Consider the following 26,325-nt stretch of genomic DNA (forward strand, 5'->3'; position numbering starts at 1 on the left):
TAGTCCTCGAGATCCCTGGCGGTCAGGTCGGCGTAGGTCTCGCGGCGCACGACGGCCCGGGCCTCGCCGTCGCCGACGAAGATGACGGGCGGACGCGGCTGGCCGTTGTAGGTGTTGGCCATGGCGTACCCATAGGCCCCGTGACCGGCACCGCGATGACGTCCCCGCGCCGCGGGTCGGGGAGGTCGGCGTCGTGGATGAGCACGTCGGAGGACTCGCAGTGCTTGCCCGCGAGGTGCACGATCGTGTGCGCGGAGGCCTGCGGCGAGCCCGGCGGGCGCCCGACGACCTGCGCCTCGTAGCGGGCGTCGTAGAGCATGGGCCGCAGGTTGTCGGACATGCCGCCGTCGACGCCGACCCACGTCGAGACGTTGTGCTTGACGGTCTGCACCGTGTACAGCGTGACGGTCGACTGCGCGACGAGCGCGCGCCCCGGCTCGTCGGCGATCCGCCGGCCCGGGCCCAGGAGCTCCTCCACGAGCGCGACCTTGCGGGCGACGTAGTCCTCGATGTCGGGCGCCGACTGCTCGTGCGTGTAGGCCACGCCGAGGCCGCCGCCGAGGTTGTACGTGCGGAACTCGCCCAGGCCGGCGAGCACCTCCAGCGCGGCGCGGAACGGCTCGAGGTCCAGGATCTGGGAGCCGATGTGCATGTGCACGCCGTCGAGGTCGAAGCGGTCGGAGGCCTGCGCGCGCGCCACCGCGATCGCCGCGTCCTCGGGGTTGAGGCCGAACTTCGTGTTCGGGCCGCCCGTGGAGATCTTGGGATGCGTGTCGGGGCTCACGCCCGGCGCGACGCGCAGCAGGATCCGCTGGCGGCGGCCCGGCCCGATCATGCGCTCGAGGACCTCGAGCTCGTCGAGGTTGTCGACGACGATGTCGCCCACGCCCGCGTCGAGCGCGTACTGCAGCTCGGCGTCGGTCTTCGCGTTGCCGTGCAGGTGGATCCGGGCGGGGTCGAAGCCCGCCTTCAGCGCCAGGTGCAGCTCGCCGCCGGAGGCCACGTCGCAGGCCAGACCCTCCTGCGCGAAGACCCGCAGGACCGCGGTGCACGGGAAGGACTTCGACGCGAAGTGCACCTCGAAGTCGTCCGTGCGCTGCGCGAAGGCGGCGAGGAAACGCCGGGCGCGCATGCGCAGGTCGTCCTCGACGACGATGTAGGACGGCGTGCCGAACTCGCGCGCCAGCGCCAGCGCGTCGCAGCCGCCGAGCTGCAGGACGCCGTCGGCGCCGAGCGTGGTGCCCAGCGGCCAGACATGGGAGACGGAGGTCTGCGTGAGGGCCATCGGCCGCGGGATGATGCCACGCCATGCGCACCGTCCGAGCTGAGCCACCGGTCGAGACCGGCACCACCGACGGCCTGGCCTGGGCCCGGTTCGCCCCCGCCGGCGCCGGGGACGCACCGCCGGCCGCCGGCGTCGTGGTCCTGCACGGCGCCGACAGCACGAAGGAGAACCACGCCGACTTCGCCCGCGTCTGCGCCGCGCACGGCCTGGCCGCGCTCGTCTTCGACGCGCGGGGCCACGGCGCCAGCGGCGGCACGCTGGACGGCCGCGCGATCGACGACGTCGCGCGCATGGCCGACACGCTGCGCGAGCGCGCGGGGGTGCAGGCCGTCGGGCTGCGCGGCTCGTCCATGGGCGCCTACCTCGCGCTCGTCGCGGCCGGGGCGGCGCGGGCGGGCGCCGTCGTGGCGATCTGCCCCGCGCCGGCGCTGGGCCTGGCCGTCGGGCTGCGCGCCGGGCGCTTCGCGTTCGGGGTCGACCGCGAGGGCCTCACCGCGCTGCTGGAGGCCCACAACGAGACCGACGCGGCCCGCGCGCTGGATGTCCCGCTGCTGCTCCTGCACGCCGAGGGCGACGAGGCGGTGCCGGTCGAGCTCTCGCGCGCGCTGCACGCGGCCGTGCCGGCCTCGCGCCTGGTGGTCGTCCCCGGCGGCCACCACCGCTCGATCCAGCACGACCCCGAGCTGCAGGGCGAGGCCGCGCGCTTCCTGGCCGGCCACCTGAGTGCCCGGCCCGGCGCGGGCTAGCTGTTCTGCCTCAGGTCGTTCCGAACGCGGGTGATGGGCGGCCGGTTGCCGAGCGAGCTGTGGTTCCGCTCGTTGTTGTAGTGGTGCAGCCAGTGTGGCAGCGCTGCGGCTCTGGCGTCGCTTGAGCGGTAGCGCTGTCCCAGGCCCCATTCGCGTTTGAGGGTCTGCTGGTAGCGCTCGACCTTGCCGTTGTGGCGCGGCGTGCGGGGCGCGATCGTGCGATGCCGGATGCCGTGGCTGTCAAACAGGGCGGCCAGCGCCTTGTTGTGGGTGTAGGTCCAGGCGTTGTCGGTCTGCCAGCGCTCGATGATGATGCCGTGCGCAGCGAAGAACGCGATCGCCCGCTCGGTGAAGCCGATGACGGTGGCGGCCTTCTCGTCGCGGTGCAGCTCGGTGTAGGCCAGGCGGCTGTGGTCGTCGATCGCGCTGTGGGCGAACTCGTAGCCGACACGCTGGCGCTTCTCGGCGCCCGTGCGGTGACGGTTGCCGGTGACGGCATGGCCGGGTGAGGAGAACCGCGCGAAACGCTTGACGTCGTTTTGGATCAACGCCCCAGGGCACGGCCACTCAAAGCGCTGCACCGCCTCTCGGGGCGCCGGCGGCTGGCGCGACATGCCGCGCCGCTTCAGACAGCGCGAGACCGTCGCGTGCGCGATGCCGAGCTCGGAGGCGATCAGGCGCGGCCCCCAGCCCGTCCGCGTCCGCGCCTGGCAGACACGGTCGTGCAGCTCGTCGCTGGACCGCGTCGGCTGGCGATGCGGCGTCGAGGGTCGATCCTGCGCCCACGCGCCCGACGCTCGCTCGGCGTCTGAGGCGTTGCGGTACCGGTCGATCCAGTACTGCACCGTCGACACGCTCACCCGCCGACGGGCCGCTGCCTGGCGTCGAGGAAGTCCCTCGCCAAGACACCAATCAACCAGCTCGACACGCTGCCAGCTGGGCAGCCACCTACGCTTGCACTGCATCCGGGCTGATGACCTCCGAGGCCGTTGGATCCTTGAGAAGACCCACAGCCTCTGTCTCAGCCCGGATGCCTCAACTTCAGCCCTCAGACGTTCGGAACGTCCCGAGGCACGTCAGCTAGCGGGTCCGGCCCACCGGGCCGACACCCCTGCCGGCAAGCGGACCCCCTGGGCCGTTGCCCTCAGAGGTAGTTCAGCGGGTTGGTGACCGCGCCGTTGACGCGCACCTCGAAGTGCAGGTGCGGGCCCGTGGAGTGCCCGGTGGAGCCCGAGAGGCCGATGACCTGGCCCTGGCTGACCTGCTGGCCGACGGAGACCTTGAGCACCGACTGGTGGCCGTAGCACGTCGAGAGCGACGCGCTGTGCTGGATGCACGTGTAGTTGCCGTAGCCGCCGACCCAGCCCGCGATGGCCACCCGTCCGCCGTCGGCGGCGCGGATCGGGGTGCCCGTCGGCACGCCGATGTCCATGCCCGGGTGGCAGGCCTCCCACGGGCGCGACTCGCAGAACGGCGCGGTGATCGGCCCGTTGACGGGCCAGATGAAGCGGCCGCTGCCGCCCTTGATGGGCCCGGCGGGCAGCCCGGGGGCGCCGGGGGCCAGCTCGGCCTGGACCCGGGCAGACTCCTTCTGCAGCTCGCTGAGGTGGTCCTCGAGCGCCTTGCGCTCGCCGCGGACCTTCGTCAGGGCGGCCTGCTTGCCGGCGCGGGTCTGCTGGTAGCCGACGCGCGTGTCGATGAGCTGCTGCTTGACCTGAGCGACCTGGTCGCGGCGCTGCAGGACGATCCGGGTCAGCTGCTGCTGGCGGCCCTCGAGGGTGTCCAGGCGCGCCGCGGTGGCCGTCGCGTCGGCCTTGGCGCTCTTGACGAGCGTGAGGATCTGGGCGTCCTGGCGCTGGATCGCGCTGAGGAACTGGCCTCGCTCGAGGAGGTCGGCGAAGCCCTTGGAGTTCAGGACGACGGTGACCAGGTCGGGTCGGTCGGCCTCGTAGAGCTGGCGCAGGCGCCGGGCCAGGACGACGCGGCCCTGGGCGAGGCGGACGCGCAGGCGCGCCAGCCGGGCGCGCTCGGAGCGCAGCCGTGACTGGGTGCTCGCCAGCTCCGCACGCCGGGCGTCGAGATCGGACTGGATGCGGGCCTCGCGCGACTGCAGCGTCGAGATCGACCCCTGGAGGCGCGCGATGCGCTTCGACCAGGCCGTGATGTCGGACGTCAGGACGTGCTCGGTGCCCTTGCGGCGGCCGATCCTGCTGCGGGTGACGTCGATCTTCTTCTGGATGGAGGCGGCCTTGCCCTGCGGCGAGTCGGCCTGTGAGCCGAGCGGCAGGACGAGCCACAGCACGGCGCAGAGGACCACCGGTAGGACGATGCCGCCCAGCGCGAGGCGCAGGCGCATGCGACGCCGGATGGTAGGAAATCCGCCCGGTCCGCGCTGCACGATCCCCTGCGCAGCGGCGGTCCGGGGCCGGGCCGCTCTTAATCGTGGGCTCAAGGAGCCCGACTACCATCCTCGCCATGAAGACCTCGTTCGGTCGCGACACCGGCCTCCAGGTGCGGATGCTCGTGACGATGCTCCTGCTCGGCCTCGTCTACGTCGTGTTCCTCGGCGTGCTGTTCGCGAGCACGAGCGCCACCGTCGCCGTGATCGGCGTCGCGCTGCTGCTGGGCTTCCAGTTCTTCGCCTCCGACAAGCTGGCGCTGCGCACCATGGGCGCCAACGAGGTCTCCCCGCAGGAGGCCCCCGAGCTGCACGCGATGATCGAGCGCCTCTGCGTCCAGGCCGACATCCCCAAGCCGCGCGTGGCGATGGTGTCCTCGCCGATCCCCAACGCGTTCGCCATGGGCCGCAGCCCCAAGCACGCGACCGTGTGCGCGACGACGGGCATCGTGGACCTGCTCTCGCCGGCCGAGCTCGAGGGGGTCCTGGCCCACGAGATCACCCACATCGTCAACCGCGACGTGATGATCATGACGCTGGCGGGCTTCTTCGCCTCCATCGCGTCGACGATCGTGCAGTTCGGCTTCCTGTTCGGCGGCGGCTACGGCGGCGGCGGGTACTCCGACGACGACGAGGACGGCCCGAGCATGATGGCCATCATCCTGATCTCGGCGATCGTCTGGGTCGTCAGCTTCTTCCTCATGCAGGCCCTGTCGCGCTACCGCGAGTTCGCCGCCGACCGCGGCGCGGCGGTCATCACCGGTCGCCCGAGCGCGCTGGCCTCCGCGCTCATCAAGATCAGCGGCGTCAACGAGCGCATCCCGCAGAACGACCTGCGCGCGCACGCCGAGATGAACGCGTTCTACATCGTGCCCGTGCACGTCAAGGGCTCGCTCTACAACCTGTTCTCGACGCACCCGCCGATGGAGAAGCGCATCGAGGCCCTGTCCCGGCTGGAGGCCCAGCTGCAGGGCACCCTGGCCCCGCGCGCGGCGCTGGCCTAGGTCCACCCGATGGGCTTCCTCGACGCGCTGCTGGGCAAGCGCAAGCTGAAGGGGCCGGCGCCCGACCGGCTCTTTGCGATCACCACCGCGGCGGTCGCGCTGGAGGCCGGGCCGGCCATCGTGACCCGCGGGTCGGCGGCCATCGTCTTCCAGCCCCTGGCCACGGGCGACTTCCGCCAGATCGCCACCGACATGGAGGAGGTCGTGCGCGGCACCGGCGAGGAGACCGGGACGACGCTGACGACGACCGACGACACCTACGGCTACCGCTGGATGGTGCTGCACGACTCCGACGTCGAGGACCTCGCGGTCGGCGTCAACGCGGTCTCCGACGCGCTCGCGGTGGGCGGCTACGCCGACCGCGTGCTCTGCGCGGTCTTCGCGTTCGAGCAGTCCGACGGTCGCGCCGTGTACTTCATCTACAACTACAAGCGCGGCACGTGGTACCCGTTCGTGCCCGCGGCCGGCGCGCAGCAGCGCGACAACGAGCGTGAGCTCCAGGTCAAGGCCCAGGTCGGCTCCGAGCTGCCCGTCGAGCCCGAGCTCGAGCGCTGGTTCCCCCTCTGGGGCATCCCCATCTAGGCGAACGCCGGCCCCGGAGGCCCGGTTCGCCCGCTGCGCCGCACGGCCAGCAGCGCGACGTCGTCGGGCCAGCCCGGGTCGGGCGCCAGCGCCGCCAGCACGCGGTCGCACAGCGCGTCCAGGCCCGGCGGCGCGGAGGACACCACGGAGCGCAGCGCCTCCAGCCCCGTGTCGATCCCCTCGCCGCGGCGCTCGATCAGCCCGTCGGTGTACAGCAGCAGGCGCCCGTCCTCGGGCAGCCGGGCGTGCTGCTCGCCGCGTCCCGAGACGCCCGTACCCAGCGGCGGGGCGACCTCGCCGTACAGGAGGTGCGCGCCGGCCGCGTCGGCCAGCACGGCGGGCGGATGGCCTGCGCTGGCGATGGCCAGGGCCCCCTCGCCATCGACGATGACCAGCGTCGCGGTCGCCATGGCGTCCATGGCGGTCACGAAGCGGTCCAGGCGGTCCAGGACGCTGCCCGGCGCACCGTCCTCCAGCGCGTAGGCGTGCAGCGCGGCGCGGACCTGGCCCATCGCCGCCGCGGCCGCCAGGCCCTTGCCGGCCATGTCCCCGATCGCCAGGCCCAGGCGGCCGCCGGGCAGCGCGACGGCGTCGTAGAAGTCGCCGCCGACCTGGCCGCCCTCGGCGCCCCGCGGCAGGTAGCGGGCGCACAGCGACAGGCCCGGCGCCTGCGGCAGGGCCTGGGGCAGCAGGCTGCGCTGCAGCGTCTCCGCGATCCGCTGCTCGCGCTCGCGCAGCTGCGCGTGGCCGATGGCCAGCGCGGCCCGCGCCCCGACGGCCTCGAGCAGGCGCAGGTCCTGCGGGCCGAAGTGGCCGACCTCCGTCGTGCTGACGTGCAGCACACCGATGACCTCGCCCTCCAGGCGCAGCGGCACGCCGGCCAGCGACCCGCGGAAGCGGCGGTGCTCGGCGGCCAGGCCCTCGGCCGCCGCGATGTCGTCGAAGACCATGCCGCGCCCGGCGGCGGCGATCGACCCCGACACCCCGGTCCCGAAGGGGGTGACCTCCCCGAGGATGTCCATGTCGAGCGCCGCCCGGACCCGGAGCGTTCGCCGCGGCTCGTCCACGAGCAGCACCGCCGCCCGCTGCGCGCCCAGCGCGTCGCGCGCCAGGACGAGCAGCCGGTCCAGCGCGATGTCGAGGCTCTGGCTCGTGAAGCCGGCCAGGACGACGGCCTCCAGGCGGCGCAGCCGGCGCTCGGCCTCCAGCGCGCCGGCCTGCGCGCGGTCGACCTCGCGCTGGCGGCGGCCCAGCGCGCGCTGGCTGTCGATGAGGTCGTCGTTGAGGCGCAGGACCTGCTCGATGAGCTCGTCACGCTGGACGCTGTCGGGCTCGGCCACGAGCACGACGGCATCGCCGTCGCGGCGCACGTGCACCGCGCGGTCCTCCGCGGCGCCGGGACCGCCGAACCAGCAGCCCACGGTCAGCGTGCTCCAGGCCGGGCCGGCGGCCGCGAGGTGCGCCGCCAGCGCGGGGCGCTGGGGCTCGGCGGCCAGGACCGTGGCCGGCTCGCCGATCAGGTCACGGCCCGCCGCGAGGCGCAGGGCGTCGTTGGCGTCCTCGATCGCGCCGGAGGCGCCCACCCGCGCCGCATACAGCGTGCGGCTGGTCCGGAGCAGGTCGGCGAGCGCCTGCTGTTCGTCGGCGTGGAGCACGACGGGCGGGTCCTACGGCGCGGACGGTCCGTCGAGGGCCAGGGCGAGCTCGGCCAGCAGGAGCGACGGATCGGCGGCGTAGATGTCGGCGCCGGCCACGAGCGCCCGCGCGCGATCGCCGTCGTAGGCGCGGCCGCCGGCCGCGATCAGCGGCGGCGGCTGCAGCCGGCGCAGCGCGGCGAACACGCGCCCGGCGGCCAGCACGTTGGCCGCCAGCGCGGTCGACAGGGCGACGACGTCGGGGCGCCGGCGGGCGGCGAGGTCGACGATGTCGGCGCCCGGGGCGTCCGGGCCGACGAAGAGGACCTCCCAGCCCGCGGCCTCCAGGAAGTCGGCGACCATCCGCGCGCCGATGGCGTGCAGCTCCCCCGGGGTCCCGGCGACGACCGCGGTCCGGCCGGGCAGGGCGGTGGGGTCCTCCTCGAGCTCGGGCGCCAGCCGGGCCAGGACGGTCTGGGTGATCTGCGTGGCCAGGTGCTCCTGGGCGACGCCGATGCGGGCCGTCTCCCACAGCCGCCCGACCTCGACCATGGCCGGGGCGAGCACGTCGAGGTAGAGCGCGCGGGGGTCGGCGCCGGCGGCCAGGGCGTCCCGGATCGTGGCCCACGCGCGCGGGCCGTCCGGTGCCAGGATCGCCGCGAGGTAGGCGTCGAGGACCGGGCCGAGCGCATCGCCGGCGGCCTGCTCGGCCCGCGGGACGCTCACCGCGCCTCGTCCGGGTCGCCGAGCTCGAACCAGACGTGCGTGCTGCCCTCCCGCACGCCCCAGCGCCGAGACAGGGCCTCGACGAGGTGCAGGCCCCATCCGCCCGGCTCTGTCGCCGGCCGGGTGCGGGCGGTCGGCACGAAGCCGTCGCCCTCGTCGACGATCTCGCAGCGCAGCGTGCCGTCGCCGGCCGAGGCGTCCAGGAGCACGCGCACGGCCGGGCCGCGGCCGTGGCGCACGGCGTTGGTCACCAGCTCGGAGAGCAGCAGGCGCGCCTGGTGGGCGACGGGCTCGGGGACGTGCGGGACAAGCGCGTCCACGAGATGGCGGGCCTGCGCCGGGGCGCGCGGATCGCGTGGGATGTCGAGAGCACGGACCATGATCGTCAGCGGCGCAGCCTCCGGAAACGGTACCCGGCGGCCCGAAGAGCATGCCCGCGATCAGCGGCCCCGCGCCAGGAGGACCCTGGCACAGGGACGGTTCAATACCATCTGCGGATCGTCGGCATCCGACAGTCCGGGCCTCCCCCGGACCCCCGTGTCCGGGCGCAGACACACCGACCAGACCCGGTCGCCCTGCGACGCTCCGTCGCGTCGGCCCTGGCCTCAGGCCGTCCCGCCCACGAGGTCTACGCGGCGCTCGTGCGGCCCGTCGTCGCGTCCCACGGCCCCCAGGATGCGCCCGACGCCGTGGCGTCCTCCGCCGTCCGGGCGGCGCTCGCCGACGTCGCGGTCGCGCTGCCGGCCTCCGAGGGGGGCCTCGGCCGCTGCGCGGCTGTGCTGGCCCCCGCCGACCCGTCCGGCGCGCTCGACGCCCGGATGCTGGCCGACGTCCTGGACGCCGACGGCTGGACCGTCGAGCTCATCGACCTGTGCGAGGACCCGGCCGCCGTCGTGGAGGCCGTGACCGCCACCGCCGCCGAGGTCGTCGCCGTGCCCGCCGCCGACGCCGCGCAGGCCCTCGCCGCCCGGGCCGCGTGCTCGGCGCTGCGCGGGCTCGGGCGCCCGCCGCTCGTCGTCGGCGTCACCTTCGCCGCGGGCCGAGACCCCGTCGCACTGGCCACCGACCACCTCCTCGAGGACGCCGGTGCGCTCCCGGGCCTGCTGGACCGCCGCGTCCCCGCCGCCGACGGCGGGGGCGGCGCCGTCCGCTGGGGCGTGCGGCTCGCACGCGAGGCCGGCGGGTTGACCGTCGTCCCGGGCGGTGTCCTCGACGCGGCCTCGGCGCTGCGGCTGCGCGAGGTCGTCGAGAGCCGCCGCGCGCTGTATCCACGCATCGTCATCGACCTGCGCGAGCTGCTGGTCACCGACGAGCCGGGGCTCGAGGCCCTGGCGACGTGGAACGCCGAGCTCCCCTGGGCGCCCACGGTCAGCGCGCGGGCCGACGGGCCGTCCCTGGACGCGGTGCGCGCCGCAGGGCTGCTGGGCCGGCTGCCCGTCGTCTGAGCGGCCGGCCCCGGAGGGCTACAGGCGGTCGGGGACCAGTCCCTCGCCCGTGAAGTCCGCGCCGGCCTCCTCGAAGCTGAGGTCGCCCGGCGGCAGGATGACGTCGGAGGCGCACAGGTCCTCGTCGCCGAGGAGCCTTCCCTCCGTGCGCACGAGGGCCAGGAGCGCCTCGAAGTGCTCGTGGAAGGCGGCCTCGTCACCGCGCTCGACGGCGGCCACCGCGGCGTTGTCGAGCTCGTCGAGGCGCGGGTGCCGAGCCTCGTCGAGCTCGAACTGGCCCTCGCCGGAGATCCGGACGATCACGCCTGCCCGCCCTCGATCTGCTTGGCGTCCGGCGGGGTGCCGGAGCCGAGCTCGGCCTTCATCTTGGCCAGCTCGTCGTCGACGGTCGCCGTGCTGGAGAGCTCCTTGAGCTGGCGGTCGATGTCGTCCTCGCCGGAGCCGAGCTGCGTCAGGTCGTCGAACGCGCCGGAGGCCTCGAGCTCGCCCACGGCGTCGGCGCGGGCCTTCATCTGCTCGGTCTTGTCGACCGCGCGCTGCATGGCCAGGCCGACGTCGGCCATCTCCTCGCCCACGCCGGTCGCGGCCTCGGAGATGCGCACCTGGGCCTCGGCGGCCGAGTACTGCGCCTTGATGACCTCCTTCTTGGTGCGGAAGGTCTCGATCTTCGTGGTCAGCTTCTGCTGCGAGTCGACCAGCTTCTGCTGCTGGGCCTCGAGCTCGGCGACCTGCGAGTCCAGCGACTGCAGCTCGGACTGGGCCACGTTCTTGCGCTCCAGCGCGACGCGGGCCAGCTCCTCGTTGCCCTGGGCCAGCGCCTGGCGCGCCTGCGTGTCGAGCTTGACGACGGACTGCTCGAGCTTGGACGACTGCATCTGCAGGCGCTTCTTCGCGGTGACGACGTCCGCGATGCCCTTCTTGACGTTCTGCAGCGACTCGAGCTGCTTCTGGTAGCTGTAGTCGAGGGTCTCCGCCGGATCCTCGGCGCGGTCGAGCAGCTTCGAGATCTTCGCCTTGACGACCGTCGAGAAACGGCCACTCACACCCGGCATCGGGCCTCCGTACAGATCGCAGTTGGGGTCTTGCCCCCAAGCCTACCCCGCCCGGACCCGGCGTTCGGCGATCCCGCGCGCCGGCCCGCCCCGCCGTCGTCACCCCGCAGGGCGGCGTCGTCGGCGTCGGTCCACCTGGCGGCCGATCATGTCGGCCGCCACCGCTCCGATGTCCAGGCCCCGGCGGCCCCGGCGCGGGCTAGAAGCCGTCCGGATGGCGGGCGGCGAAGCCCCGGGTGCTGCGGAGCACCGGGCGCCAGCGGGGGCCCTTGCCGCCCGACGGGTCGCCGGCGGCGCTCGTGTCCAGGCGCAGCCCGGCGATGACGGCGAAGGCGTGGCCCGGGTTCGTGTAGACCGTGATCCACGCGCCAGGGCCCTTGAGGCCCCACTTCATGAACGAGCCGGAGTCCAGGGGCGAGGTCAGCAGGCCGCCGCCGTGCAGCGCGTAGGAGACGGTGCCGGAGCAGTCGTAGCCCTTGCCGGAGAACTTGGCGTTGTGGCCGCCGCCGTACACGTACGGCTTGCCGATGATCGTGTTGGCCGCGGCGAGGGCGTCCTTGACCTCCTGCGGGGCGGCGGCCGGCGCGGCGGCGTACCCGTTGGGCAGGATGGTGGCCGCCGGCAGGTCGACGACCTGGGTGGTCGCCGGGTTCGGCACGCCGTAGGCGACGCCCCCGTTGACGACGGGGGCCGGGACGGCCGGTGCTGCAGGGGTGGGGATGCTGCCGTCGACGCCACCGGTCGCCTGTGCGAACGCCGCGGGAGCAGCGCACAGGGATACGGCGATCGTCAGCACGAGGGCGTAGGCCCGCAAGGTCGATTCCTCTTTCGTCGGCCTGCGGGGTTAGCTGACGGGCTAGCGCGGAAAGAGCCTGCGCTTCACACGGATGCACCGTGAAATTCGCCCCAAACAACCTGGGTCCCCCGCCCACTGACTCCTCATCAGTGGTTCGGCGTGGTCGGCAACCTACACGAACGGGACGAAAGATGCACATCGACGTCCCGCAATGCGGGTTGCACCCACGTCTTCGGCGTCACACCTGCCCCGCCGGAGCTGAAGGGTCAGCAGACGGACAAACGGTGGAGGCGCGCCTGCAGCGGCGCGGCGTCGCCGGGGCGTCCCCTAGGCTGCGAGCCATGCGTGCCCGGGCACTGGCAGCGGCGCTGCTCGTCGTCGCCGTCGTGGCGGCCGGCTGCGGACGCGGAGACGGCAAGGTCACCACCACCACGGTCGCGGGGCCGGCGATCGGGGCCAAGGGCACCGAGAGCACGGCCGCCGAGGACCTCGGGTTCCCCGCCTTCGCGACGAAGAACACGACGCGCGTCGGCGGGGCCGACCCGACGGCCGACGCCGCCGCGGCGGCCCGCGCGGTCTACTCCGGCGCCTCGCGGATCACCCGCCCGCACGCCGTCGTCCTCGCCGACGGCCGCGACTGGCGCATCGGCCTCGCCGCCGCGGTCCTCATGGGTCCGCCCGTCCGCGCGCCGCTGCTCTACGCGCAGGGCACCGCCACGCTGCCCGCCGCGACCCAGGACGCCCTGGACGGGCTGCAGCCGACGGGCAGCAAGCCCGCCGGCGGCGCCCAGGTCATCCGCGTCGGCGACGTCCCCACCCTGCCCGCGGCCACGAAGACGACCGACCTGCGCGCGAGCGACCCGATCGCCCTCGCGCGCGCCGTCGACGCCTTCCAGTCGGCCGCGCGCGGCACGACGAGCGACCGTGTCCTGGTCGTCAGCGCCGACGACGCCGCCTACGCGATGCCGGCGGCGGCGTGGGCCGCCAAGGCCGGCGACCCGATCCTCTTCACGCACAAGGACGACGTCCCGGAGGACACCCGGACCGCGATCGCCGCCCACCAACAGCCCAAGATCTACGTGCTCGGGCCGCCCAGCGTCATCTCGGAGAACGCGATGCGGGCCCTGCGCGCCCTGGGCTCGGTGACGCGGATCTCGGGCAACGACCCGGTCTCGAACTCGGTCGCCTTCGCGCGCTTCGTCGACGGGGCGTTCGGGTGGGGCGTCGTGGACCCGGGGCACGGCTTCGTCTTCGCCAACGCCAAGCGGCCCGCCGACGCGGCCGCCGCGGCGCCGCTGTCGGCCAGCGGGACCTACGGGCCGCTGCTGGTCACCGATCAGGCCGACCGGCTGCCCGCCGCGCTCAACGGCTACCTGCTCGACGTGCAGCCCGGCTACACGAGGGATCCCGTGCGCGGGGTCTACAATCACGCGTGGATCGTCGGTGACGAGGGGGCCATGTCCGTGGCCGTGCAGTCCCAGATCGACGCCCTGATGGAGATCGTCCCCGTCAACGAGCGCAGCACCACCCCCTCTTCCCCATGAGCCAGGCCGAGCATCCCGACCGCCTCCACCGCGAGGTCACCATCGACGACGTGCGCCAGCTCATGGGCGCGTCGACGCCCCATTTCGCGCTCCAGCTGCGCAACCGCATCGCGCGGCTCATCGCGCCGCTGCCCGAGGGGCACCCGGCGCGCGCGCTGGGCGAGCAGGAGGTGGCCCGCCTGACCGCGCTGGGCTACTCGGGCGAGACCCGCGGCCACCATGCCGAGGAGGGCATGCGCCCCATGCCCTCCGTCAGCGACGCCACGCGCGTCACCGGCGGCCCCGGCGGCGAGTCGCCCGAGCCGCACACCACCGCCGCCTGAGCGACGCCCGGCGCCGGCCGGCCCCCGGGCCACCGACCTCCCCGCGCTCTACCCTGGGGCCGATGCGCGCCGGCGTCTTCGTCGCCTACTGGCCGTGGTTCAGCCCCACCGAGCAGGTGGAGCTCGCCATGCTCGCCGACCGCCTGGGTCTGGACTCCGTCTGGGTCGCCGAGGCCTGGGGCCAGGACGCCGTCTCGGTCCTGGGCATGCTCGCCGGCCGCACCCGGCGGATCGACCTCGGCTCGGGGCTCATGCAGATCCCGGCCCGCAAGCCCACGGCCACCGCGATGGCCGCCGCGTCGCTCGACGTGCTCAGCGAGGGCCGCTTCCGCCTCGGCCTCGGCCTGTCGGGCCCGCAGGTCAGCGAGGGCTGGTACGGGGTGCCGTTCCGCGACAACCTGCGGCGCACGCGCGAGTACGTCGACCTCGTGCGCCGGGCGCTCGCCCGGGAGCGGCTCACCGTGCCGATGGAGGACGGCTCGGAGGGCACGGGCCTGGCCAAGCCGCTCAAGCTGCTGACCCGCCCGGTCCAGGACCCCCTGCCGATCTACCTGGGCTCGATCGCGCCGCGCGCGGTGGCCCTGGCGGGCGAGATCGCCGACGGCTGGCTGCCGTTCATGCTCGACCCGGCCGAGCCCGACGTCCTGCTCGGCCCGCTGCGCGAGGGCGCGCTTCGGGCGGGACGCGAGGTCGGCGACATCGACATCGCCCCCGTGGTGCCCGTCGCCGTCGACGAGGACCTGGCCGCCGCGCGCGACGCCGTGCGCCCGTGGCTGGCGTTCTACCTCGGGTCGATGGGAGCCAAGGACAAGAACTTCTACGTCGATTTGGCCGAGCGCATGGGCCACGGCGACGCCGCGCGGGCCGTGCAGGAGCGCGGCCTGGCGGGCGACCGCGCCGGCGCGGTGGCCGCGGTGAGCGACGCGCTCGTGGACGCCGCGACGATCGCCACGACGCCGTCGGGCCTGGACGCGCGCCTGGCCGACTACGAGCGCGCGGGCGTCACGACGCTCGTCGGCGTGCCCTGCGGCGAGGACCGGCCCTCGGTCGTGCGGGCCCTGGCGGCCGCGACGGTGACCCGCTGATGGGTGCGGCGTGAGCGCCCAGCCGCGCCCCGAGGGGATCGAGGGCTCGCGCCTGGCGGGCCCGTTCCCCGTCGGCGCCTACGCCGAGAAGCTGCGCGAGGAGCTGCGCAAGCGCGCCCGAGTCCAGCTCTTCGGCGAGGTGTGGAACCTCCGCGTCTCCAAGGCCAAGGTCTACTTCGAGCTGCGCGACGGCGACGGCGCCGTGCCGTGCGCGATGTGGCGCGACGCGTTCGAGCGCCTGGGGCTGGCGCCCGGCATCCTGTCCGACGGCTCGCAGGTCGTCGTCGCCGGCGGCCCGGACTACTACCCGGGGTCGCGCACATCCTCGCCGTCGTTCTCCTTCGACGTGACCGGCCTGCGCATCGCGGGCGAGGGCGACCTGCTCGCCCAGCTGGAGGCGCTGCGGCGCACCCTCGCCGCCCAGGGCCTCTTCGAGCCCCAGAAGGCGCTGGCCCGCCCGGCGCTGCCCCGCTGCATCGGCGTCGTGACCGGCGAGGGCGGCAAGGCGCGCGACGACGTCCTGGCCGGGCTGCGGCGCCGCGGCTGGGCAGGGCGCCTGGTCTGGGCCTTCGCCCCCGTGCAGGACCGCCACGCCGCGCCGCGGATCACCCGTGCGCTGCAGGACCTCGCGGCGGTGGAGGAGGTCGAGGTCATCGTCGTGGCGCGCGGCGGCGGCTCGCTGGCCGACCTGTTCGCGTTCTGCGACGAGACTCTGTGCCGGACCGTCGCGATGATCCGCGTGCCCGTCATCGCCTCCGTCGGCCACCACACCGACCGCACCCTCATCGACGACGTCGCGGCCGTGAGCTGCTCGACGCCGACGCATGCCGCCGAGTCCGCCGTGCCCTGCCACCCGTTGGAGGCCCGCACGTCGCTGGCCCGCTGCGCCGCCTCGCTGGAGGCGCACGGGCGCCGCGCGGTCGTGGGGCGCGCCCGCCACCTCGCCGCGCTGTCGCGCGCGCCGGCCCAGGCCATCGAGCGCCACCGCACGGCGCTGCACCAACGCCTGCGCGAGCTGCGCGCCAGCGCGCGGCGGCGCATCGCCGAGGACCGCGAGCGTGTCGCCCGCCGCGGCGTGGTGCTCGCGCGAAAGACCGCGGCGGCCGCCGGCCCCGAGACGCAGGCGCGCCGCGCGGCGCTGGACGGCCTGGCCTCCGCTCTGGCCGCCCACGACCCCGAGCGCACCGTCGCCCGCGGCTACGCGATCGTCGACGACGGCGCCGGCGGCGTCGTGACCTCGGCCGCGCAGGCCGGGCGCCTGCGCGACGTGCGGCTCTTCTTCGGCGACGGCCGGGCCGACGCCGAGATCAAGGACATCGTCATCCACGAGGACCCCGAGGAGGGCGCGTGAGCACCACAGAGACCTACGAGGCCGCCACCGCGCGGCTCGAGGAGATCATCCGCCGGCTGGACTCCGGCGAGGCCGGGCTGCGCGAGACGCTCGAGCTCTGCCAGGAGGGGCGCGGCCTCGTCGAGTTCTGCGCCGGCGAGCTGGACGCCGTCGGCCGTGGGCTCGAGGAGCTGCGCCTCGACGAGCTCGTCGCCCGCCTGGAGCAGCGCCCGGCGTCGGCGCCGGCCGACGCATGAGCGGCGCGCTGTGGGAGCGCCTGTCGGCGCTGCCGCTGGAGATCGAGGACTACGCGCTCGAGCGCTTGGAGCGCGACGTCTCCTCGGACTTCACCCGGGTCTCGACCGTGCTGCGCCTGTCGGGCGACGGGCACGAGGGCCTGGGCGAGGACGTCAGCTACGACGCCGAGGACCAGCAGGCGCTGCAGGACGCCGGGCCCGTCCAGCCGCTGGCGGGGGCCTGGACGCTGGGGTCCTTCAGCGAGCACCTCGCCGGCCTGGACCTGTGGCCCGAGCCCGCGCGCCACGACGCCTCGGTGCTCTACCGCGTGTGGGCCTACGAGTCCGCCGCGCTGGACCTCGCGCTGCGCCAGGCGGGCCTCCCGCTGCACGAGGCGCTGGGCCGCGAGCCGCGCCCGGTGCGCTTCGTCGTCTCGCTGCGCCTCGGCGAGCCCGCGACGATGGCGCCGCTGCGCGACCGGCTGGACCGCTACCCGTCGCTGCGCTTCAAGCTCGACCCCACCGCCTCCTGGGACGACGCGCTCGTCGCCGAGCTGGCGGCCACCGGCGCGGTGGAGAGCGTCGACCTCAAGGGCCTGTACTCGGGCTCGGTCGTCGACAACCCGCCGGACCCCGTCCTGTACCGCCGCGTCGCCGAGGGCTTTCCCGACGCCTGGATCGAGGACCCGCGCATCACCGACGAGACGTGGCCGGCGCTCGAGCCCCATCAGGACCGCATCACGTGGGACGCCAACATCCACGGCGTCGACGACATCACCGGGCTGCCGTTCCCCCCGCGGATGGTGAACATCAAGCCGTCGCGGCTGGGCGGGCTGCGCTCGCTGCTGGCCGCCTACGAGCACTGCGAGGAGCACGGGATCGGGATGTACGGCGGCGGCCAGTTCGAGCTGGGCGTCGGCCGGGGCCAGATCCAGCACCTGGCCTCCCTGTTCCATCCCGAGGGCCCCAACGACGTGGCTCCCGGCGGCTACAACGACGTGCAGCCGCCTGACGGCCTGCCCGCCAGCCCCCTGCCGGTCGCGGTGCACGCGACCGGCTTCCGCTGGGGTTGAGCGCCCGCGCGACACGTTCGGGACGTTGATTGGCCAGTCAGCCAGGACCGCCTCGCGGCGAAGAACCCGCTACAACTCCGCCGCATGGATGAGAAGCTCGGGATCGCCGGTTCCGGCGCGATCGCGTGCGGCCTGGCCGCGGCCGCCGCGCGTCACGGCCAGGTCGTGCTGTGGGCCCGCTCCCCCGATTCGGCGCGGCGCGCCCAGGCGGCGGTCGCCAAGGCCTGCGGCAAGATCAGCGGCGAGGTCAACGCCGCCCACGTGAGCGTGGAGACCGACCTCGACGCGCTGGGCACCGCCACGGCCGTCATCGAGGCCGTCGTGGAGGACCCGGTCGCCAAGGCGGGGCTGTGGGGCGGCCTGGCCGGCGTGGTGGCCGACGAGGCGCTGCTGGCCTCGACGACGTCGTCGCTGTCGGTCCAGGCCCTCGGCGCCGCCAGCGGCGCGCCCGAGCGCTTCGTGGGCCTGCACGTCTTCAACCCCGTGCCGAAGATGCAGCTCGTCGAGCTGGCCTTCCCCGTCGAGGCCACCGAGCGCACGCGGCAGCGCGCGCAGGACCTGTGCGCGGCGCTGGGCAAGACGGCCGTCGCGGTGCCCGACATCCCGGGCTTCGTCGTCAACCGGCTGCTGTTCCCCTACCTGTTCTCGGCGGTGACGCTGCAGGAGGAGTCGGGGCTGAGCGCGGAGGCCATCGACACCTGCATGCAGCTGGGGGCCGGCCATCCGATGGGGCCCCTGGCGCTGCTGGACTTCGTGGGCCTGGACGTCGCGCAGGCCATCGGTGAGGCCATCGGGGCGCCCGTGCCCGCGACGCTCACCGCGCTGGTGGAGCAGGGCGCGCTCGGGCGCAAGACGGGGCGCGGCTTCTACGACTACGACTGAGCGCGGGCGGCGGCCACGAGCGTCGCCGCCGCCGCGCACAGCACGTCGAGCATCGCCGTGGCCGTCGCCGGCCGGGGGCCGTCGGCCGCGGTGATCGCCGCCAGCGTCCGCGCCGGCGGGGGGCCGGTGAGCGGACGGGCGGCGACCCGCGCGTTGCCCGTCAGCGCGAGGTAGGGCACGAGCGCAACCCCCGCGCCGGCGGCGACGAAGCCCTGCACCGCGCCGTAGTCGGCGCTGGAGAACACGATGTCGGGCTCGAAGCCCGCGTCCCGGCACGCCGCGCGCACCACGCCGGCGCAGAAGGCGGTCGGCGCCACCCACGGCTCGCCCTCCAGCGCGGCCAGCGGCACGCGGGCGGCGCCCGCCAGGCGATGGCCGGCGGGGAGCACGGCCCACAGCGGATCGCGGGCCACCGCCGTGCGCTGCAGCCCCTGCAGCGCCGCGGCGTCCAGCGCGTTGGGCTCGAAGACGACCGCGAGGTCGCAGCCGCCGGCGCGCACCGCGGCCACGGCGGGGACGGGATCCTCCTCGGCCAGGTGCAGCCGCACCTCGGGGTGGCGCTCGCGGAACCCGGCGACGGCGGCGGGGACCAGCGCGGTCCACGCCGACTCGAAGGCGGCCAGGCGCAGCGAGCCGCCCCGGACCCGGGCCAGGTCGTCGAGCTCGGCGCGCGCCGCCGCGAGCTGGCCGAGCACGAGCGCGGCGTGGCGGTCCAGGACGGCGCCGGCCTGCGTGAGGCGAGCGCCGCGTGGGCCGCGATCGACGAGCACCGCGCCGCACTCGCGCTCCAGGGCGGCGATCTGCTGGGAGACCGCCGACGGCGTGTAGCGCAGCTCCGCCGCGGCCGCGGCGAACGACCCGTGCTCGGCCACCGCCCGCAGCACCCGCAGGCGGCGCACGTCGGGCACGGCGGCCCGGATGCCGTCGGCGGTGATCATGAAGGGCAGCTTACGACTGCCGTCAACAGGTGTAGTCGCGCTGCAAGCCGGCATCGGGCACGCTGGCACGATGCGCCTACACGTCATCCCGCACTCCACGAACGTCGACCGCGTCTCGCTGGCCCTCGGGCTCAAGGGCCGCACGGCCGAGCGGGTGCTCCACCCCACCGCCGACCGCTCGGGCGTGCGGGCCGTCTCGGGCCAGGACCTGGTGCCCGTCCTGGAGACCCCCGAGGGCGGCGTCCTCCCCGGGTCGATGGCCATCGTGGACTGGATCGACGCGACCTGGCCCGACCCGCCCCTGTACCCGGCCGGGGCGGCCGGGCGCCGCGAGGTCGAGGGCTTCGTGACGTTCTTCGACCACCTCTGGAAGGTGGCCCCCAACGCGATCGCCGACGGCACGGCCGACGCCGCGGGCACCGCCAACGGGATCGCGCAGCTGCGTGGGTGGCGCCACGGGTTCGAGGCGCTGCTCACGGGCCGCGACTTCCTGTTCGGCGACGCGCCCGGCGCGGCCGACGTCTGCGCCCATCCGTTCCTGCGCTACGCCACCTCGTCGGATCCCGGCGACGACGATCTGTTCCACGGCGTGCTCATCGAGCACCTCGCGCTCGACGGCGCCTTCCCGAACCTCGCGGCGTGGATCGCGCGGGTCGCTGCGCTGCCGCACGCGTGACGCCGGCGGGCCCGAACCCGTGCAGGAGCACGCGCCGGCGCGGAAGTTTTAGCCACGCTTCAGGAAGCGGGGAACAATGGCGATTGCGAACGTACTCGCACGTGCACCTCCTCCCAGAAGCACGATCCGGCCCGCTCCTCAGGCGGGCCGGGTCGATTTAAGGGGCCGTGCCGGACGGGTCCGCGCTCTGCGGCGGACGGCGCTCGCGAATGCGGACCGCCTCGATGCGGTTCTCGCGCACGGACTCGACGCGGATCGAGTAGCCGTCGGCCGTGACCGTGTCCCCGCGTCGCGGCAGCCGCCCGAGCTCGGCGAAGACGAACCCGCCGACCGAGTTGTAGGCGTCGGTGTCGACGGGCAGCTCGAGGCCGTGGTCGAGCAGGTCGGTGACCGCGACGTGGCCGCGCACGAACCAGTCGCCGTTGGCCAGGCGCCGGATCTGGCCCCCCGCCGGATCGGTCTCGTCGTCGATCTCGCCGACGACCTCCTCGATGATGTCCTCGACGGTCACGATGCCCACGACGCGGCCGTACTCGTCGACGACGACCGCCATGGACGAGCGCTCGCGCTGCAGGTCGGCCAGCAGGTCGTCCAGCGGCTTGGTCTCGGGGACGATGACGGCCTCGCGCACGAGCGGCTCCAGCGACGCCTGCGGCCCCTCGGCCATGAGCGCCCGCGCCAGCGAGTTGGAGTGCACGATGCCGCGGACGCGGTCGCGGTTGTCGTCCTCGGTCACGACGAGCCGGGTGTGGCCCGAGGAGATGCACCGGCGAAGCGCGGTCTCGACGTCCTCGCCGAGGTCGACGGTCACCACCGCCGGGATCGGCGTCATGACCTGGCGCGCCTCCTGCTCGTGCAGGTGGAACACCCCGCTGAGCATCCCGGCCTCCCCCGCGTCCAGCTTGCCGCCCGCGCGCGCCTGGCTGATGAGGATCCGCAGCTCCTCGGGCGTCGCGCCCTCCTCCGAGGCGGTCTGGGGGTCCACGCGCAGGAGCCGCAGCAGGGCGTTGGACGCGGCATTGAGCAGCGAGATGAACGGCTTCATCCCCTTGTCGAACGCCGTGAGCGGGCGCGCGACGAGGATGGCGATCCGGTCCGGATGGATGATGGAGTAGATCTTCGGGACCTGCTCGCCGACCGTCACGTGGCAGGCGGTGACCACGATGTAGGCGATGGCGACCGAGATCGCCACGGCCAGGCCATGGGAGAAGCCGCCGAAGAGCGGCTCGAAGATCGTGGCGATCGCCGGCTCGCCGAGGAAGCCGATGCCCAGCGACGCCAGCGTGATCCCGAACTGGCAGGCCGAGAGGTACTGGTTGAGGTCGTCGTGCAGCAGCAGCGCGCGTCGCGCGCCGGCTGACCCGTCTTCGGCCATCTCCTGCAACGACGAGCGCCGGGAGCGCACGAGTCCGAACTCGGCGGCCACGAAGAAGCCGTTGATGGCGATGAGGACCGCCACCGCAAGCAGCAGGAGGACGGTCACGCGGGGAGGCCGGGTCCGTGCCCGGCGCTACTTCGAGAAGGGTCGTCGTTCATGGAGCGACGCGCGCAACGGTACCAGGGGGACGCGTCCTCAGCCGCCCGGGAGCGCATCGACGGCCGCCGCCAGCGCGAAGTCCGCGCGCGTGAGGCCCCCGGCGCTGTGGTTCGTGACGCTCAGCCGGACCTTGTTCCAGCCGTGCACGAGGATGTCGGGGTGGTGGTCGGCGGCCTCCGCCTCGGCGGCGACCGCGTCGACGAACGCGATCGCGGCGGCGAAGTCGGCGAACTCGAGGTCGCGCACGATGGCGTCGTCCTCACGGCGCCAGCCCGCCACGCCCTCCAGCGCCTCGTCGATCTCCCGGTCGTCCAGCAGCTCTGCCATATCCTCGCTCCGGTGCGGATCGTCAGCCTGGTGCCCCACGCTACCGAGTTGCTCTACGCCCTCGGGCTCGGCGACGACGTCGTCGGCGTCACCCACGAGTGCGACTACCCGCCGCAGGCCGCCTCCGTGCCGAAGGTCACGCGCGACGTGCTGCCCGCGGGCCTGTCGGCGGGCGAGATCGACGCCGCCGTGCGTGAGCGCACCGAGAACGGCGAGGCCATCTACCTGCTCGACGAGGAGCGCCTGGCCGGCCTGCGGCCCGACCTCATCGTCACCCAGCAGCTGTGCCCGGTCTGCGCGGTCAGCTACGACGAGGTCGACGCCGTGGCCCGCAAGCTCGACCCGTGCCCCGAGGTCATCGCGCTGGACCCCAGGACGCTCGGCGAGACGATGGGCGACATCCGCACGATCGCCAAGGCCACGGGCTGCCGCGACGCCGCACTGGACCTCGTCGCGCGCCAGCGCGCCCGCATCGACCGCGTGCGGACCGCCGTCAAGGGCGCGCCGCGCCGGCGGGTCGCCGCGCTGGAGTGGTTCGACCCGGTCTACATCGCCGGCCACTGGACCCCCCAGCTCATCGAGATGGCCGGCGGCGTCGACGTCCTGGGCTTCCCGGGCGAGCACAGCGAGCGCACCGACATGGCCGCCGTCGTGGCCTCCGCTCCCGAGGTCGTGCTGTGCATCCCGTGCGGCTACGACGGGCCACGGGCGCTGGAGGAGGCCGAGCGCCACGCTGACGCCCTCCGCGCCGTGCGCGCCGACCAGGTCGTCGCGGTCGACGCCTCGGCGTACTTCTCCCGCCCCGGCCCGCGGCTGGTCGACGGGCTGGAGACGCTGGCCCACGCGCTGCATCCCGACCGGGTGCCCGAGGCGCCCGGAACCGTCTACCCCGTGGCGCTGTAGCCGGCGCCGCGGCGCGGGCGTCCCGGGCGCCAGCTAGCCGCACGCGCACCAGCCACAGGCCGGGCCGCAGCCGCTGGCGGGCCTGGAGCGGCCGGCCCGCGGGCTTCAGGCCCTTGTGGAGGGTCTTCCACCGCGTCCTGCGGCCCTGGGCGGCCCCGGTGTGGTGCTGCCATGCGCCGCGGACCGTCGGCGTCGCGCGCCGAGGCCCGGATGAGCAGGCCGACCGCGTCCAGCGAGGGGTCGGGCGTCGCCGGGGCGCCGGAGAGCGTGAACGGGGCACCCGACTCAACGCCGGGCTCCCGGGCGCGGCAGTGGGGGCCCTGGGCCAGGAACGTCGCCCGGTCGGCCGCGGTCACGCCCGAGGGCTCGGCGCCGGCCGACGCGCCGCGCTCGCAGTGGGCCCGGCGGCACGTTGGGGTCCGAGGAGCCCGAGGCCTACCGGGGCGACGTCGTCAGCACGAACGTGGGCCGCACCCGGCGGCCGCGAGGTGCGTCGCGATGGCCGTGCCCGCGGCGTTGCGCCGAGGACCGGCCGCGGCGGGCTAGAGGCTGTAGCTGTGCAGGTTGCCCGACACGGCGATCGCGCCGGCGACGGCGATGGCCGCCAGCGCCAGGCATCCGGCGTAGCCGATCCACGGCCGGCGCATGCGGTCGGCCACCGTGAACCCGACCGCGGCCAGCAGGCCGCCGACCAGGCCGCCGATGTGGCCGCCGAAGGCGATGTTCAACCCGGGGATGAAGCCGATGACCAGGTTGATGAGGATGAGGCCGCCCAGGCCGCCGCTGAACGGGTCGTAGCCGCGGCGGCGCTGCTCGATGGCCAGGACGCCCATGAGCCCGAAGACCGCGCCCGAGGCGCCGACGACGCCGGACTCCGTCGTCTGCACGAGCGCGCCGAAGGAGCCGCACAGCAGGGCGGTGAAGTACAGGACGCCGAAGCGCACCGAGCCGATGACGCGCTCGAGCTGCTGGCCGAGCACCCACAACAGGTACATGTTGAACCCGATGTGGAAGATGCCGCTGTGCAGGAAGCCGCTCGTGACCAGGCGCCAGTAGTCGCCGCGGTCGACGTAGGGCCCGAACAGCGCGAAGTGCTCGTAGATGCTCCCGCCGCTCTCCCGCGCGCCGAAGCTGCCCTGGGCGAGGAAGACGATCACGCAGACGACGATGATCGCGATGGTGACCCGCGGCTCGTCGCCGAGCACGGCGGGACCCCGATGGACCTTCGTCTTCTGCTTGGCGCACTCCGGGCAGCGCATGCCGACCGACGTCGGCGTCATGCAGTCCGGGCAGATCGGGCGGTCGCAGTTGGAGCAGGAGACGCCGGTCTCGCGGCCGGGGTGGCGGTAGCAGGTGGCCATCGAGGGGCAGGACGCTAGCAGCGGCGGCCTGAGAGCCAGGTCGACGGGCGGCGCCGTGGTGCTCGTCGCTGCCGGCGTGGGTGGCTGGGCGGACCGTCCGGCCGGCCCCGGGGCCCCCGTGACACCTTGACCGGCATATCGCACGTCAACCCGACACCGACCGTCACGAAACCGACCCGCACGCCCGGGCGGCGCGCCACCGCCGCACGCCGCCCATCAGGTCAGCGTCGCGCCGATGACCGGGTCGCTCGTGGGCTGCGTGCTGCCGCCGGAGGGCTCGGCGGTCACCAGCACGCGGTCGGTGCCCTTCAGCGAGTCCGGGATCTCGACCCGCGCCCGCCCGTCGGAGCGGACGTTGAACAGCGCATGGGCCGGCCGCGGGCGCGCGTTGCCCGAGACGAGCCACACCTGGTAGACGCGGCCGGCCGGCGGGGCCGGCACGCCGCGCAGGTCGAACTCGCCGTGGTCACCCTTGACCACGAGCGCGACCTGCGAGCCCCGCGGCCCGAAGCCCGTGTGGGTCACGGTGTCGTCTCCGCCGGAGAGCACGACGCCCAGGACCACGCCGACGGCCAGCACCGCCGACGCGAGCGCGACGGCGGGCAGCGGGCGCAGCCGGCCCAGCGGCGCGAGGATCCGGCGCCACGCGCCCGGGGCGCGCTGCGGCACGGGCACCCGGTCGGCCTCGGGGCCGCTGGCGCGCAGGAGCCGGGCCTCGGACTCCACGACGGCCATGATCCGGCCCTTGAGGTCGGGTGGCGGGACCATCTGCGGGGCGGCCATCGGCAGGACGTCGGCGACGGCCTGCAGCCGCGCGACCTCCGCCCGGCACTCCGCGCAGGTCTCCAGGTGGGCACGGTAGGCCGGCTCGTCGGCCTCCGGCAGGGCGAACAGGACCCAGGCCCCGGCGTCGTCGTGGTGCGGGCAGGGGCTCACGCGGGCACCTCCGCCAGCCAGCCGAGCTGACCTCGGAGCTTCTCGAGGCCGAGCCGGATCCGGCCCTTGATCGTGCCCACCGGCGTGTCGAGCATCGCGGCGATCTCCGTGTGCGAGAACCCGCCGAAGTAGGCCAGCTCGATCGCCTTGCTCTGCTCGTCGGGCAGGGTGGCCAGCGCATCGCGGACCTCCCCGGCCTCCTGGCGGCGGGCGGCCTGCACATCGGTCCGGTCCTTGGCCTCGAAGCGCTCCTCGATGCCCTCGTCGCTGGCGCGGCGGCGGTCGTGGACCATGCTGCGCCGCAGGGCGTCGATCGCCCGGTGGTGGACGATGCCGAGGATCCACGTGCGCACGCTGCCGCGCGTCTGGTCGTAGCGGGCGCCGGACCGCCAGAGCGACAGGAACGCCTCCTGCACCACGTCCTCGGCGGCCGACCGGCGGCCGGTCATCCTGTAGGCGAGCGAGAACGCCGCCGTGCTGTGTCGCTCGTAGACCATCTCGAAGGCTCTGGCGTCGCCCTCGCGGACGAGCTGCATGAGGTCTTCGTCAGCCAGCAAGCGCGGATCCGGATGGTCGGCCACGCTGGGTGGGTACGCGACGTCCCGGCGATCGGATCACCGGTCCAGGATGCGGCGCGTCTCCTCCTTGACGGCCCGCAGCGTGCGCTCCGCGAGGTCGAGCGGGTCGCTCGCCTTCGCCGTGCGCCGCCGATGCTGCTGGCGCACGCGCAGGATCACCAGGGCGGCCCCGGCGGTCGTCCCGACGGCCACGGCGGCGACGGGGCGCACCCAGTTGCGGGGGTCGCGCATCGCGCGCAGCTCCCAGCTCTCGAGCTCGTCCTGGGCCAGCGTCGTCAGCTCGGCCAGCGTCGACTCCATCCGCACCGCGAGGTCGTCGGGCGGGTCCACCGGCGCCAGGGCGCGGCGCAGGAGGCCTTCGAAGTCGGAGGGGAAGGTCTCGCTCATCGGGTCAGGTCGCCTGCTTGGTCGCGACGATCTCCTCGAGCTGCTTGATCGCCCGGTGCAGCAGGACCTTCGTCGCGCCGTCGGTGCGGCCGAGCGCGCGGGCGATCTCCCGGTTGTCCATGCCCAGGGCGAAGCGCATGATGAGCGCCTCGCGGCGGTCGTCGGGGAGGTCCTTCACGCCGTCGAGGATTCGCGCCAGCTCGTCGCGTCCCTCCACGAGGTCCTCGGTGGTGTGCGTGGTGCGCAAGGTCTCGGAGTCGTCGATGTTCGTCTGCGGCCTACGGGAGCGGTCGCGGTACAGGTTCGCCGCGAGGTTGTGCGCGATGCGGATGAGCCAGGGCCGCAACGGGCGCCCGTCGGACTCGGCGACGGCCCGCTCGAAGTGCCGGTAGGCCTGCAGGAACGTCTGCTCGGTGAGGTCCTCGGCGTCGTGGTGGTTGCCGACCCGGTAGTACGCGTAGGAGTACACGTCTCGAAGGTGCGCCCGGTACAGGTCCGAGAACGCGGCGTCCAGCTCGGCCTTGTCCACGCACGCCAGCCT

General features: G+C 74.5%; 30 protein-coding genes and 1 riboswitch. Of the genes, 13 read left to right on the plus strand and 17 right to left on the minus strand.

Annotated elements, in window-relative coordinates:
* Positions 1–22: 22 nt before the first annotated feature.
* Positions 23–1,285, minus strand: a complete 1,263-nt coding sequence (lysA, locus tag FSW04_RS22285; RefSeq protein ID WP_228430648.1) for a diaminopimelate decarboxylase — start codon at positions 1,283–1,285, stop codon at positions 23–25.
* 23 nt (positions 1,286–1,308) lie between these two features.
* On the opposite strand from lysA, the gene FSW04_RS22290 reads away from it, so the two are divergent.
* Positions 1,309–2,031 (plus strand): alpha/beta hydrolase, encoded by a 723-nt coding sequence (locus FSW04_RS22290; RefSeq protein WP_146922394.1) that lies wholly within the window; start codon positions 1,309–1,311, stop codon positions 2,029–2,031.
* On the opposite strand, the gene FSW04_RS22295 is transcribed toward FSW04_RS22290, so the two are convergent.
* Both FSW04_RS22295 and FSW04_RS22300 read right to left on the minus strand, forming a co-directional pair.
* Complete coding sequence (locus FSW04_RS22295; RefSeq protein WP_146915057.1) at positions 2,028–2,996, minus strand: IS481 family transposase; 969 nt, start codon at positions 2,994–2,996, stop codon at positions 2,028–2,030. The genes FSW04_RS22290 and FSW04_RS22295 overlap by 4 nt on opposite strands.
* A gap of 179 nt (positions 2,997–3,175) precedes the next feature.
* Positions 3,176–4,387 (minus strand): murein hydrolase activator EnvC family protein, encoded by a 1,212-nt coding sequence (locus FSW04_RS22300; RefSeq protein ID WP_146922395.1) that lies wholly within the window; start codon positions 4,385–4,387, stop codon positions 3,176–3,178.
* Positions 4,388–4,506: 119 nt separating this feature from the next.
* On the opposite strand from FSW04_RS22300, the gene htpX reads away from it, so the two are divergent.
* The gene (htpX, locus tag FSW04_RS22305; RefSeq protein ID WP_146922396.1) at positions 4,507–5,433 is read left to right on the plus strand and encodes a zinc metalloprotease HtpX; all 927 of its coding nucleotides are present in this window, start codon (positions 4,507–4,509) and stop codon (positions 5,431–5,433) included.
* A gap of 9 nt (positions 5,434–5,442) precedes the next feature.
* A complete protein-coding gene (gene pspAB, locus FSW04_RS22310) occupies positions 5,443–6,015 on the plus strand; it encodes a PspA-associated protein PspAB (RefSeq protein ID WP_146922397.1) in 573 nt (190 codons plus the stop codon).
* Here pspAB and FSW04_RS22315 read toward each other — a convergent pair.
* Genes FSW04_RS22315 through FSW04_RS22325 form a run of 3 tightly spaced genes read right to left on the minus strand, consistent with a single transcriptional unit; the run spans position 6,012 to position 8,695 of the window.
* Positions 6,012–7,670 (minus strand): PP2C family protein-serine/threonine phosphatase, encoded by a 1,659-nt coding sequence (locus FSW04_RS22315; RefSeq protein WP_146922398.1) that lies wholly within the window; start codon positions 7,668–7,670, stop codon positions 6,012–6,014. The genes pspAB and FSW04_RS22315 overlap by 4 nt on opposite strands.
* Positions 7,671–7,682: 12 nt before the next feature.
* Positions 7,683–8,375 (minus strand): cobalamin B12-binding domain-containing protein, encoded by a 693-nt coding sequence (locus FSW04_RS22320; protein ID WP_187369019.1) that lies wholly within the window; start codon positions 8,373–8,375, stop codon positions 7,683–7,685.
* Positions 8,372–8,695, minus strand: a complete 324-nt coding sequence (locus FSW04_RS22325) for an ATP-binding protein (RefSeq protein ID WP_321167669.1) — start codon at positions 8,693–8,695, stop codon at positions 8,372–8,374. The genes FSW04_RS22320 and FSW04_RS22325 overlap by 4 nt, the downstream gene beginning before the upstream one ends.
* Before the next feature lie 321 nt (positions 8,696–9,016).
* On the opposite strand from FSW04_RS22325, the gene FSW04_RS22330 reads away from it, so the two are divergent.
* Positions 9,017–9,820 carry a cobalamin-dependent protein gene (locus FSW04_RS22330; protein WP_146922401.1) on the plus strand — a complete coding sequence of 268 codons (804 nt, stop codon included), beginning with the start codon at positions 9,017–9,019 and terminating at the stop codon, positions 9,818–9,820.
* 18 nt (positions 9,821–9,838) lie between these two features.
* On the opposite strand, the gene pspAA is transcribed toward FSW04_RS22330, so the two are convergent.
* The 3 genes from pspAA to FSW04_RS22345 form a co-directional block, all read right to left on the minus strand.
* Complete coding sequence (pspAA, locus tag FSW04_RS22335; protein WP_146922402.1) at positions 9,839–10,123, minus strand: PspA-associated protein PspAA; 285 nt, start codon at positions 10,121–10,123, stop codon at positions 9,839–9,841.
* The gene (locus tag FSW04_RS22340) at positions 10,120–10,872 is read right to left on the minus strand and encodes a PspA/IM30 family protein (RefSeq protein WP_146922403.1); all 753 of its coding nucleotides are present in this window, start codon (positions 10,870–10,872) and stop codon (positions 10,120–10,122) included. Before FSW04_RS22340 ends, pspAA begins: the two co-directional genes overlap by 4 nt.
* A 199-nt stretch (positions 10,873–11,071) precedes the next feature.
* A complete protein-coding gene (locus FSW04_RS22345) occupies positions 11,072–11,686 on the minus strand; it encodes an NlpC/P60 family protein (RefSeq protein ID WP_146922404.1) in 615 nt (204 codons plus the stop codon).
* Positions 11,687–11,690: 4 nt separating this feature from the next.
* Positions 11,691–11,838, minus strand: a riboswitch (cyclic di-AMP (ydaO/yuaA leader).
* A 171-nt stretch (positions 11,839–12,009) separates the two neighbouring features.
* Here FSW04_RS22345 and FSW04_RS22350 point away from each other — a divergent pair.
* From FSW04_RS22350 to FSW04_RS22380, 7 genes are all read left to right on the plus strand, one after another.
* The gene (locus FSW04_RS22350; RefSeq protein ID WP_146922405.1) at positions 12,010–13,212 is read left to right on the plus strand and encodes a cell wall-binding repeat-containing protein; all 1,203 of its coding nucleotides are present in this window, start codon (positions 12,010–12,012) and stop codon (positions 13,210–13,212) included.
* Positions 13,209–13,535, plus strand: a complete 327-nt coding sequence (locus FSW04_RS22355) for a hypothetical protein (RefSeq protein ID WP_146922406.1) — start codon at positions 13,209–13,211, stop codon at positions 13,533–13,535. The genes FSW04_RS22350 and FSW04_RS22355 overlap by 4 nt, the downstream gene beginning before the upstream one ends.
* A 62-nt stretch (positions 13,536–13,597) precedes the next feature.
* On the plus strand, positions 13,598–14,620 hold the full coding sequence (locus tag FSW04_RS22360) for an LLM class flavin-dependent oxidoreductase (protein ID WP_146922407.1): 1,023 nt from the start codon (positions 13,598–13,600) through the stop codon (positions 14,618–14,620).
* Between the two features lie 10 nt (positions 14,621–14,630).
* Positions 14,631–15,971, plus strand: a complete 1,341-nt coding sequence (gene xseA, locus FSW04_RS22365) for an exodeoxyribonuclease VII large subunit (RefSeq protein WP_146922408.1) — start codon at positions 14,631–14,633, stop codon at positions 15,969–15,971.
* Positions 15,968–16,207: an exodeoxyribonuclease VII small subunit gene (gene xseB / locus FSW04_RS22370; protein WP_146922409.1), complete on the plus strand. Its 240-nt coding sequence runs from the start codon at positions 15,968–15,970 to the stop codon at positions 16,205–16,207. Before xseA ends, xseB begins: the two co-directional genes overlap by 4 nt.
* Positions 16,204–17,259 (plus strand): hypothetical protein, encoded by a 1,056-nt coding sequence (locus tag FSW04_RS22375; RefSeq protein ID WP_146922410.1) that lies wholly within the window; start codon positions 16,204–16,206, stop codon positions 17,257–17,259. The genes xseB and FSW04_RS22375 overlap by 4 nt, the downstream gene beginning before the upstream one ends.
* Positions 17,260–17,343: 84 nt before the next feature.
* Positions 17,344–18,141, plus strand: a complete 798-nt coding sequence (locus FSW04_RS22380) for a 3-hydroxyacyl-CoA dehydrogenase family protein (RefSeq protein ID WP_146922411.1) — start codon at positions 17,344–17,346, stop codon at positions 18,139–18,141.
* On the opposite strand, the gene FSW04_RS22385 is transcribed toward FSW04_RS22380, so the two are convergent.
* Positions 18,132–19,079, minus strand: coding sequence for a LysR family transcriptional regulator (locus tag FSW04_RS22385; protein WP_187369020.1), 948 nt, complete (start codon positions 19,077–19,079; stop codon positions 18,132–18,134). The two genes, FSW04_RS22380 and FSW04_RS22385, sit on opposite strands and share 10 nt — an antisense overlap.
* A gap of 70 nt (positions 19,080–19,149) precedes the next feature.
* On the opposite strand from FSW04_RS22385, the gene FSW04_RS22390 reads away from it, so the two are divergent.
* A complete protein-coding gene (locus tag FSW04_RS22390; protein WP_187369021.1) occupies positions 19,150–19,755 on the plus strand; it encodes a glutathione S-transferase family protein in 606 nt (201 codons plus the stop codon).
* 157 nt (positions 19,756–19,912) lie between these two features.
* Here FSW04_RS22390 and FSW04_RS22395 read toward each other — a convergent pair whose 3' ends face one another.
* Together FSW04_RS22395 and FSW04_RS22400 are read right to left on the minus strand one after the other, a co-directional pair.
* Complete coding sequence (locus FSW04_RS22395) at positions 19,913–21,238, minus strand: hemolysin family protein (protein ID WP_146922414.1); 1,326 nt, start codon at positions 21,236–21,238, stop codon at positions 19,913–19,915.
* 90 nt (positions 21,239–21,328) lie between these two features.
* On the minus strand, positions 21,329–21,619 hold the full coding sequence (locus FSW04_RS22400; protein ID WP_146922415.1) for a 4a-hydroxytetrahydrobiopterin dehydratase: 291 nt from the start codon (positions 21,617–21,619) through the stop codon (positions 21,329–21,331).
* A gap of 30 nt (positions 21,620–21,649) precedes the next feature.
* Between FSW04_RS22400 and FSW04_RS22405 the strand changes: the two genes are divergently transcribed.
* Positions 21,650–22,522 carry a cobalamin-binding protein gene (locus FSW04_RS22405; RefSeq protein WP_228430650.1) on the plus strand — a complete coding sequence of 291 codons (873 nt, stop codon included), beginning with the start codon at positions 21,650–21,652 and terminating at the stop codon, positions 22,520–22,522.
* Between the two features lie 542 nt (positions 22,523–23,064).
* Here FSW04_RS22405 and FSW04_RS22410 read toward each other — a convergent pair.
* From FSW04_RS22410 to FSW04_RS22430, 5 genes are all read right to left on the minus strand, one after another.
* Complete coding sequence (locus FSW04_RS22410; RefSeq protein ID WP_187369022.1) at positions 23,065–23,883, minus strand: rhomboid family intramembrane serine protease; 819 nt, start codon at positions 23,881–23,883, stop codon at positions 23,065–23,067.
* A 216-nt stretch (positions 23,884–24,099) separates the two neighbouring features.
* On the minus strand, positions 24,100–24,819 hold the full coding sequence (locus FSW04_RS22415) for an anti-sigma factor (RefSeq protein WP_146922418.1): 720 nt from the start codon (positions 24,817–24,819) through the stop codon (positions 24,100–24,102).
* Positions 24,816–25,376 (minus strand): RNA polymerase sigma factor, encoded by a 561-nt coding sequence (locus tag FSW04_RS22420; RefSeq protein WP_228430652.1) that lies wholly within the window; start codon positions 25,374–25,376, stop codon positions 24,816–24,818. The genes FSW04_RS22415 and FSW04_RS22420 overlap by 4 nt, the downstream gene beginning before the upstream one ends.
* A 57-nt stretch (positions 25,377–25,433) precedes the next feature.
* Entirely contained in the window at positions 25,434–25,784 is a 351-nt protein-coding gene (locus FSW04_RS22425) for a hypothetical protein (protein WP_146922419.1), read from the minus strand.
* 4 nt (positions 25,785–25,788) lie between these two features.
* On the minus strand, positions 25,789–26,313 hold the full coding sequence (locus tag FSW04_RS22430) for an RNA polymerase sigma factor (protein ID WP_146922420.1): 525 nt from the start codon (positions 26,311–26,313) through the stop codon (positions 25,789–25,791).
* Positions 26,314–26,325: the final 12 nt, after the last annotated feature.

The sequence above is a fragment of the Baekduia soli genome, from assembly GCF_007970665.1.
Lineage (GTDB): Bacteria > Actinomycetota > Thermoleophilia > Solirubrobacterales > Solirubrobacteraceae > Baekduia > Baekduia soli.

Excerpts from the sequence above, each read along its gene's own strand:
- pspAB (WP_146922397.1), top strand. The coding sequence starts at position 5,443 with ATGGGCTTCCTCGACGCGCTGCTGGGCAAGCGCAAGCTGAAGGGGCCG.
- FSW04_RS22375 (WP_146922410.1), top strand. The coding sequence starts at position 16,204 with ATGAGCGGCGCGCTGTGGGAGCGCCTGTCGGCGCTGCCGCTGGAGATC.
- htpX (WP_146922396.1), top strand. The coding sequence starts at position 4,507 with ATGAAGACCTCGTTCGGTCGCGACACCGGCCTCCAGGTGCGGATGCTC.
- FSW04_RS22300 (WP_146922395.1), bottom strand. The coding sequence starts at position 4,387 with ATGCGCCTGCGCCTCGCGCTGGGCGGCATCGTCCTACCGGTGGTCCTC.
- FSW04_RS22295 (WP_146915057.1), bottom strand. The coding sequence starts at position 2,996 with ATGCAGTGCAAGCGTAGGTGGCTGCCCAGCTGGCAGCGTGTCGAGCTG.
- lysA (WP_228430648.1), bottom strand. The coding sequence starts at position 1,285 with ATGGCCCTCACGCAGACCTCCGTCTCCCATGTCTGGCCGCTGGGCACC.
- FSW04_RS22340 (WP_146922403.1), bottom strand. The coding sequence starts at position 10,872 with ATGCCGGGTGTGAGTGGCCGTTTCTCGACGGTCGTCAAGGCGAAGATC.
- FSW04_RS22425 (WP_146922419.1), bottom strand. The coding sequence starts at position 25,784 with ATGAGCGAGACCTTCCCCTCCGACTTCGAAGGCCTCCTGCGCCGCGCC.
- FSW04_RS22385 (WP_187369020.1), bottom strand. The coding sequence starts at position 19,079 with ATGATCACCGCCGACGGCATCCGGGCCGCCGTGCCCGACGTGCGCCGC.
- FSW04_RS22380 (WP_146922411.1), top strand. The coding sequence starts at position 17,344 with ATGGATGAGAAGCTCGGGATCGCCGGTTCCGGCGCGATCGCGTGCGGC.
- FSW04_RS22410 (WP_187369022.1), bottom strand. The coding sequence starts at position 23,883 with ATGGCCACCTGCTACCGCCACCCCGGCCGCGAGACCGGCGTCTCCTGC.
- FSW04_RS22390 (WP_187369021.1), top strand. The coding sequence starts at position 19,150 with ATGCGCCTACACGTCATCCCGCACTCCACGAACGTCGACCGCGTCTCG.
- FSW04_RS22400 (WP_146922415.1), bottom strand. The coding sequence starts at position 21,619 with ATGGCAGAGCTGCTGGACGACCGGGAGATCGACGAGGCGCTGGAGGGC.
- FSW04_RS22360 (WP_146922407.1), top strand. The coding sequence starts at position 13,598 with ATGCGCGCCGGCGTCTTCGTCGCCTACTGGCCGTGGTTCAGCCCCACC.
- FSW04_RS22350 (WP_146922405.1), top strand. The coding sequence starts at position 12,010 with ATGCGTGCCCGGGCACTGGCAGCGGCGCTGCTCGTCGTCGCCGTCGTG.
- FSW04_RS22290 (WP_146922394.1), top strand. The coding sequence starts at position 1,309 with ATGCGCACCGTCCGAGCTGAGCCACCGGTCGAGACCGGCACCACCGAC.
- FSW04_RS22355 (WP_146922406.1), top strand. The coding sequence starts at position 13,209 with ATGAGCCAGGCCGAGCATCCCGACCGCCTCCACCGCGAGGTCACCATC.